Source organism: Sphingomonas phyllosphaerae, from assembly GCF_029623345.1.
In the GTDB taxonomy this organism is placed as follows: Bacteria; Pseudomonadota; Alphaproteobacteria; order Sphingomonadales; family Sphingomonadaceae; genus Sphingomonas; species Sphingomonas phyllosphaerae_C.
On the sequence record NZ_JAPYKH010000021.1, the window covers coordinates 62,379 to 69,774 of the forward strand.

Sequence of the window (7,396 nt, forward strand, 5' to 3'; positions counted from 1 at the left end):
GCGGCGTGAAGATCGCGGTCGTCAGCGAACAGGCAAACGGCGAGCGCCGCGTCGCCGCCACGCCCGAGACCGCGCGCAAGTTCATCACGCTGGGCGCCGAGGTGGCGGTCGAGGCCGGTGCGGGCGCGGGCGCGGCGATCGCCGATTCGGACTATGCCGCCGCGGGCGCCGCACTGGGCGATCGTGCCGCGACGCTGGCGGGCGCGGAGATCGTGCTGGCGGTGCAGCCGCCCGCGCCCGATTCGCTCGCCGGGGCCGCACCTGGCGCCTGGGTGGTGGCGATCATGGCGCCGTTCGGCGACGGCCGCGCGCGAGTCGGGGCCTATGCCGCGGCAGGTTACGAGGCGCTGGCGATGGACCTGATGCCGCGGATCACGCGCGCGCAGTCGATGGACGTGCTGTCGTCGCAGTCGAATCTGGCGGGCTACAAGGCGGTGATCGACGCCGCGGCGGAATATGGCCGCGCCTTTCCGATGATGATGACCGCGGCGGGTACGGTCTCGGCGGCGCGGGTCTTCGTCATGGGCGTCGGCGTCGCCGGGCTGCAGGCGATCGCCACCGCGCGGCGGCTCGGCGCGCAGGTCTCCGCCACCGACGTGCGCTCGGCCACCAAGGAGCAGATCCTGTCGCTCGGCGCCAAGCCGGTGTTCGTCGAGGCGGTGGCGGGGATCGAGGGCGAGGGCAGCGGTGGCTATGCCGGCGAGATGTCGCCCGAATATCAGCGGGCGCAGGCCGAGCTGGTGTCGGCGCATATCGCCAAGCAGGACATCGTGATCACCACCGCGTTGATCCCGGGGCGCGCGGCACCGCGGCTGGTGACCGACGCGCAGCTCGCGACGATGCGCCCCGGCAGCGTGCTGGTCGACCTCGCGGTGGAGCAGGGCGGCAATGTCGAGGGCGCGGTGGCGGGCGAGATCGTCGAACGCCACGGCGTGCGCATCATCGGCCACCGCAACGTGGCGGCGCGACTGGCCGCCGATACGGCCGCGCTCTACTCGCGCAACCTGTACAACTTCCTCTCCACCTTCTGGAACAAGGAGCAGGGCCGTCCGGTGCTCGACGCCGAGATCGGCGACGCGGTGCGGCTGACCCGCGGCGGCGCGGTGGTCAATGCGAGGCTGGTGTCGTGAATGCGTGGCGACAAGCTGCTCGCCGCCATGCGGGCCAACCCCGGCGACTGGCGGATCGCCGACGTGGAGCGGATCTGCCGTGCTTATGGCCTGACTTGCCTGCCGCCGCGGCACGGCTGGCCCGATAAGGTGACCCATCCAACGATGCAGGCGATCCTCACCATTCCGGCGCATCGGCCGATCAAGCAGGTCTACATCCGAGACCTCGTGCACATGGTCGAAGCGCTCACCAGGGACAGCCGATGAACCCTTATGCCTATGAGGTCGACATCCGGCCTCTCGCCGAGGAGGATGGCGCTGGCTTCGTCGCGATCGTCCCAGATCTGCCCGGCTGCCGCTCGGACGGCGAGACGCCGCATGAGGCGCTCACCAATGCCTATGACGCGGTGCTGAGCTGGATCGAGGCCGCTGAAGCGCTCGGTCGCGAGATCCCGGCGCCACGCCGCGTGCCGGCATGAGAGCGGAACGATAACATGGACTTTGTCGCGATCCTGTCGATCTTCGTGCTGGCCTGTTTCGTCGGCTATTACGTCGTCTGGTCGGTCACGCCGGCGCTGCACACGCCGCTGATGGCGGTGACCAACGCCATCTCCAGCGTGATCATCGTCGGCGCGCTGATCGCGGGCGCGGCGGCGGGCAGCACCGGCTCGAAATGGCTCGGGCTCGCCGCGGTGGTGCTCGCCAGCGTCAACATCTTCGGCGGCTTCGCGGTGACGCAGCGGATGCTCGCCATGTACAAGAAGAAGGAGCGGCCGGCACCGCGGCCGTAAGGGGAGAGCCAAGTGGAGCATGTCGCGGTGAACCCTTGGGTCGCGCTGGCCTATCTCGTCGCCGGCGTGTGCTTCATCCTGGCGTTGCGCGGGCTCTCCAGCCCCGCCACCAGCCAGCGCGGCAACCGCCTCGGCATGATCGGCATGGGCGTGGCCGTGGTGACGACGCTCGTCACGCACGTGCCGCTCACCGCCACGCTGATCGAGGGCGAAGATTACGCCGCGCTGATCGCCCGGGTCGACTATGCCGCGGCGTTCGAGATCGTCGCCGCGATCGCGCTGGGCGCGGTGATCGGCGTCGGCGTGGCGCGGCGCATTGCGATGACCGCGATGCCGCAGCTGGTCGCCGCTTTCCACAGCCTGGTCGGGCTCGCCGCGGTGCTGGTCGCCGCCGCCGCCTTCCTCAACCCCGTCGCCTTCGGCATCGCGGCGCCATTGCTCTTCCCCGACGGCAGCACGGTGGCGCTGATCAACCCGGTCAGCCGAATCGAGATGGGGCTGGGCGTGGCGATCGGCGCGATCACCTTCTCGGGCAGCGTGATCGCCTTCCTCAAGCTCAACGGCAACATGGGCGGCAAGCCGATCCTGCTGCCGGCGCGGCACGCGATCAACCTTGGCGTGCTCGCCGCGATTCTGCTGCTGGTGGCCTATTTTACGGTCGACCAGTCGCCTTGGGTGTTCTGGACGGTGACCCTGCTGTCGTTCGCGATCGGCTTCCTGCTGATCGTGCCGATCGGTGGCGCCGACATGCCCGTGGTCGTATCGATGCTCAACAGCTACTCGGGCTGGGCCGCGGCGGCGATGGGGTTCACGCTGCACAACAGCGCGATGATCATCACCGGCGCGCTGGTCGGCTCGTCCGGCGCGATTCTCAGCTATATCATGTGCCGCGCGATGAACCGCAGCTTCGTCAGCGTGATCGCGGGCGGCTTCGGCGCCGAATCGGGTGGCGGTGCCGGCGGCGCGCCGGCGAGCGACCGGGCGTGGAAGCGCGGCTCGGCCGAAGACGCCGCCTTCCTGATGAGCCAGGCCGAGCAGGTGATCATCGTGCCCGGCTATGGCATGGCGGTGGCGCAGGCGCAGCACGTGCTGCGCGAGATGGGCGACAAGCTCAAGGCGCACGGCGTCCGGGTCAAATACGCGATCCACCCGGTCGCGGGGCGCATGCCCGGACATATGAACGTGCTGCTCGCCGAGGCCAACGTGCCCTACGACGAGGTGTTCGAGCTGGAGGACATCAATTCCGAGTTCGCGCAGACCGACGTCGCTTTCGTGATCGGCGCCAACGACGTCACCAATCCGGCGGCGAAGACCGATCGGACCTCGCCGATCTACGGCATGCCCGTGCTTGACGTCGAAAAGGCCAAAACGGTTCTCTTCATCAAACGCTCGATGGGCGGAGTCGGCTATGCTGGAGTCGATAACGAGGTCTTCTACCGGGACAATACCATGATGCTGCTCGCCGACGCCAAGAAGATGGTGGAAGAGATCGTCAAGTCGCTCGACTGACGCGATGGTCGCTCCTTTCTACGACGCCGCCGACGCGGCTGCGCTGGCCTTCGCGCTAGCCAGCCTCGACGGCACCGGCGCGCTCGACGCACGCGAGTCGATCGCGCTGCTCCGCGGCACGATCGTGGCGCACCACCCGCTCGCCGAGGCGCCGGGCGCGCTCGCGCTGCGCGAGGACGCGCCAGCGGTGGTGCTCGATCTCGCCGGCGCCAACGACGCGCTGGCCCACGACTCGGTCGCCGCGGTCGACTCGCTCGCGGCGGCGCGCGGGTGGCGCGTCATCGTCGCTTTCTCGGTGGCGCAGATCGATCCCGTCGTCGCCGCGCTGCGTGAGGAGGCGGGCGCGGTGCAGCTGCTGTGCGACCCCGATAGCGCCGAGTGGATCGGCGCGCTGGCGGTGGCAACGGCGCGCGGCGGCGGCGGCGTGCGCTCGCCCGAGCGCGACTCGGAGCGGCTGGCGCGGCTCAGCGCCGAGGTGGCGCGGATCGCGGCGCTGCTCGCGCAGCTCAGCGACGGCGGTGTCGGGCTCGACCGCGCCGAGGAGTCGCGGCTGGTCTTCCATGCCGTGCCCGCCGCGCCGGTGGCGATCACCGCGGCGCAGCTGCGCGCCGTGCTGCGTGCGCGGCGGCTGCGCGACCGCTTTCTGGGCAAGGGCCTGTTCGAGGACCCGGCCTGGGACATGTTGCTCGACCTCTACGCTTCCCGGCTGGAGGGGCGGCGAGTCTCGGTCTCCAGCCTGTGCATCGCGGCGGCGGTGGCGCCAACCACCGCGCTGCGCTGGATCGCGCGGCTGACCGAGCGGCGGTTGCTGGCGCGCACGCCCGACCCGGGCGATCGCCGCCGCGTCTTCATCGGGCTGACCGTCGAGGCGGAGCGGGCGCTCCAGGCCTATCTCGGCGCGCTGGCGGAGGCGGGGCTGCCGCTGGTGTGAGGGGGTGATCGAGCGTGATCTGGACCGATGGCGAGAGGTTGAGCTGCCGCGCTAAGCCTGAGGCGCGCCCTGGCCTGATCGAATCTGCGATAACCGCGCTTTCGTCTTACCCGGCCGTCGTCGACGCTGAACCGTCACGGGACGGGCGCTCCCGAGCTCGACTGACCGGAGAGATGCTGAAGGATGTCGGGTCCGCCGGCTGTGCGCCATTGGGTCGTTCGGACGTCGGGTGCCGCGTTGCGCGTCGATAAGCGATCGCCCATCCCGCTGCCGCTGACCCGCTTCGGCAAAGGATAGAAAATTCTCTTGGTTCTAGCCGACGCTATCGGCAGGACGCTGTCGCCCCAAGCGCAGCCCGGCGAGCTTAGCTCGCAGGGCGTCGTCGACAAATGGGCGGGGCTCGGCCTGATGGCCGCAGGCGTGCTCTACGTCGTGTTCACCGCGGTAGGCGGGATCGTCCGGGGCGTACTCGGCCCGGTCGGGGCAGCGCCGCCGCGTGCATTTTCATCGGCTTCTGTGCGGCCGAGCCGAAGATGAACCCTTCGCGGCGAAGGCGGCGGCGTGGCTCGTTGCACTGGTCGCTCTCCATCTGGCGACCTCAAAGGCACCCGAGCTGGCGATGCTTCTCCTTCCCGGTACCTATTTCCTGTTGGGACGACTGAAAGGCACTGGCGCCCCGAGGCGCAAGCTGATCGGCACCATACACATGGCATTCCGGGTCGCGTTGATCTTCGCGGGCCCACTCCTGGCGGTGAGCTACGGCCGGCCGCCGTTTCCGCGCGGCCCAGGGATTGGGCTGAGCTACAGCTCACTGGCAGATCGGGCCCTGACCACGTGGCCGGAGGCGCTCGCGCTGGTCAACTGGAGCGATCCGATCAGCTGGCTCGTGGGTCGGGGGCTCGGCGGGATCGGCGGTCCTCAGACGATCGCCGAGGTTGACTGGTACAATCCGGCGGACAACCTCGCGATCTACCTGTTCGTCATCTTCGGGCTTGGGGCACTCCTGGTCGCCTTCTTGATCTTCGGAGGGGGACAGCGCGCGATCCAGTCCGACCGCAGTGGACGGCGCGATTTCGCCATGATCATCGCGCTGCTCGGCGTCGGCGCCGCTTCCAACGTCATCGAGAGCGTGTTCGCGATGATGGTCCTCGGTCTCGCGATCGCCAGAAAGCCGCCGCGTGCGGCCAAGCAGGTCAAGCGTCGACGTGCTCATCGGAGCCGTTCGGGCGACACGCTCTCCGGCGAGGGCGGCAGGTAAACACGGTTGCGTCACGGCGGCTGCTGATCGCGGGTCGAGCGTTCAAGCGCGTCTCGCCCGACGCGGCAGCTGCTCCTAATCTTAATGGTCAGGGCGATCCGCAATAGTCGGGTCGCTCGCCGCGGGTGAGGCCGCATGCTGGCGCCGTGGCGCGGGCCGCCGTGACTCGCTGCCTTCAGCCCCGATCGGGGCTGCTCCATCGCGATGGTCTGGGAGCATCAGTCAACGAAGATGCCCCAGGTACGAGGGGGAATGCCTGCCGCGACGAACGCGGAGGTCTCGGCGCCGTCGAGCGGTCGAAAGCGGACAGCTCGCGACTTGGCGCCAAACAGGGATTAATACCGAATTCCCTGAAAAAGGCCGACGAGGGCACACGTTTCGCTCAGCCCCGCTCGAACTCTTCACAAGCGGCTCCCTGATCTAGACCAAGCATGCGTCATGCTGGAAGCTCCCCCAGCGACATCTTGAGCACGAATGGGGGCATATCGGGTGTTGAAGCAACGAACGCTGCTGGATTACAGGGTGGGGGCCGCGCCGAGGACTCGCCGTGAGCGCCTGCAATATATTCAGGCGGCGCGCGTCATAGCGATCTTCCTCGTCGTGCTGTCACATACGCGCTTTCTGTTTCCACCGAGTGACTCGGTTTGGTCGCCCGAGATGCTATTGGTGTTACGCAGCATAAACCTGATATTCATTTTCATTTCCGGTTTCCTCTTCCAGTATCTCTCCTCAAGCTTTCACTATCCAAGCTACTTGAAGAGCAAGGCGAGAAACGTGCTGCTGCCTTATCTTGTATGTTCTACACCGGCATTGTTCATGTTTTTGTCGGGCATCAAAGATATCAGCGAAGCCGGCGCTCCCGCATTTATAGACTCACCACTAGAGATCGTGCTATTTCTGATCTTCACCGGAAATCATCTGACGCCATACTGGTTCATTCCTGTTATGGCCATATTCTACCTCCTCGCTCCCTTATTTCTCGCCATCGATCGACGGCCGCGCTTCTATCTCATTCTACCATTGTTGTTAGCGGTCTCGTTCGTGCTATCCCGCTCTCCGGGAGATGTTTCTCCGATCCACAATGCGACGTTCTACCTGCCCGTCTATCTCAGCGGTATGTGCTTGGCCCACTTCCAAGACAACATCATGCCGCTTCTCGCGCGTTGGTATCCCCTGTTGGCGACAGCGATCTTCCTGCCTCTGCTGGTCAACATGGGCGGCTTTGGAAGCGAGGGCATATACCTGATCTCCAAGCTGCTTTTCTGCCTGGCCATATTGGGGTCACTGTACCGGTTCATCAGGGATCTGCCGCCGTCGGTCGGCCGCCTCGGCGATATGAGCTTCGGCGTGTTCTTCGTTCATCAGTATGTGATCGCGGCGCTGGAGAAGGCGCAGCACAAACTCCCGCTGGCACGCCCTGCCGGCGTGCTCGCCTTCCTCGTCGCCGCGCTGGCCGTCATGGCGGTATCGCTCGCGATCGTGCGGCTGGTGCAGACCGTGGCGAAGCATCATAGTCGTCAGCTTGTCGGAGCCTGAATGACCGCCCGGCGCGGCGCCGGTAGGTCGATCCTTTCCGCGCCGGGCGCGTTCGCCAGCGCGCCGTGATGACCCCAAGGCCGCTTGGTGGAGATGGGAAAGCCGTCGGGGCCCGGGGCTAAGTTCGCGCCGCGCTCGCCAAGTGGCCCCTACTCTTCCCGCTCCCTCTTGCTCCCAGAAACCGGGTGTGTAGAGGAACCACTCACGGCGGTCCCGAGGCTTTCCTCGCGCCGGGCGCTTAGCTCAGCTGGTAGAGCGGCTC

General features: G+C 67.2%; 8 protein-coding genes. All 8 read left to right on the top strand.

The window, feature by feature from the left end:
• The first annotated feature begins 5 nt into the window (after positions 1-5).
• Positions 6-1,130 (top strand): NAD(P) transhydrogenase subunit alpha, encoded by a 1,125-nt coding sequence (locus tag QBJ89_RS16775; protein WP_277981619.1) that lies wholly within the window; start codon positions 6-8, stop codon positions 1,128-1,130.
• Positions 1,131-1,376, top strand: a complete 246-nt coding sequence (locus QBJ89_RS16780) for a type II toxin-antitoxin system HicA family toxin (protein WP_277981620.1) — start codon at positions 1,131-1,133, stop codon at positions 1,374-1,376.
• Positions 1,373-1,588, top strand: coding sequence for a type II toxin-antitoxin system HicB family antitoxin (locus tag QBJ89_RS16785; protein ID WP_277981621.1), 216 nt, complete (start codon positions 1,373-1,375; stop codon positions 1,586-1,588). The genes QBJ89_RS16780 and QBJ89_RS16785 overlap by 4 nt, the downstream gene beginning before the upstream one ends.
• 15 nt (positions 1,589-1,603) lie before the next feature.
• Positions 1,604-1,900 carry an NAD(P) transhydrogenase subunit alpha gene (locus QBJ89_RS16790; RefSeq protein WP_183924186.1) on the top strand — a complete coding sequence of 99 codons (297 nt, stop codon included), beginning with the start codon at positions 1,604-1,606 and terminating at the stop codon, positions 1,898-1,900.
• Between the two features lie 12 nt (positions 1,901-1,912).
• Positions 1,913-3,409 (top strand): NAD(P)(+) transhydrogenase (Re/Si-specific) subunit beta, encoded by a 1,497-nt coding sequence (locus QBJ89_RS16795; protein ID WP_277981622.1) that lies wholly within the window; start codon positions 1,913-1,915, stop codon positions 3,407-3,409.
• 4 nt (positions 3,410-3,413) lie between these two features.
• The gene (locus QBJ89_RS16800) at positions 3,414-4,340 is read left to right on the top strand and encodes a winged helix DNA-binding protein (RefSeq protein ID WP_277981623.1); all 927 of its coding nucleotides are present in this window, start codon (positions 3,414-3,416) and stop codon (positions 4,338-4,340) included.
• Between the two features lie 496 nt (positions 4,341-4,836).
• The gene (locus QBJ89_RS16805; protein ID WP_277981624.1) at positions 4,837-5,598 is read left to right on the top strand and encodes a hypothetical protein; all 762 of its coding nucleotides are present in this window, start codon (positions 4,837-4,839) and stop codon (positions 5,596-5,598) included.
• A gap of 474 nt (positions 5,599-6,072) precedes the next feature.
• A complete protein-coding gene (locus tag QBJ89_RS16810; protein WP_277981625.1) occupies positions 6,073-7,134 on the top strand; it encodes an acyltransferase in 1,062 nt (353 codons plus the stop codon).
• The last annotated feature ends 262 nt before the right edge of the window (positions 7,135-7,396 follow it).

Coding starts and splice junctions, on each gene's coding strand:
- QBJ89_RS16780 (WP_277981620.1), top strand. CDS start 1,131: ATGCGTGGCGACAAGCTGCTCGCCGCCATGCGGGCCAACCCCGGCGAC.
- QBJ89_RS16785 (WP_277981621.1), top strand. CDS start 1,373: ATGAACCCTTATGCCTATGAGGTCGACATCCGGCCTCTCGCCGAGGAG.
- QBJ89_RS16790 (WP_183924186.1), top strand. CDS start 1,604: ATGGACTTTGTCGCGATCCTGTCGATCTTCGTGCTGGCCTGTTTCGTC.
- QBJ89_RS16800 (WP_277981623.1), top strand. CDS start 3,414: ATGGTCGCTCCTTTCTACGACGCCGCCGACGCGGCTGCGCTGGCCTTC.
- QBJ89_RS16810 (WP_277981625.1), top strand. CDS start 6,073: ATGGGGGCATATCGGGTGTTGAAGCAACGAACGCTGCTGGATTACAGG.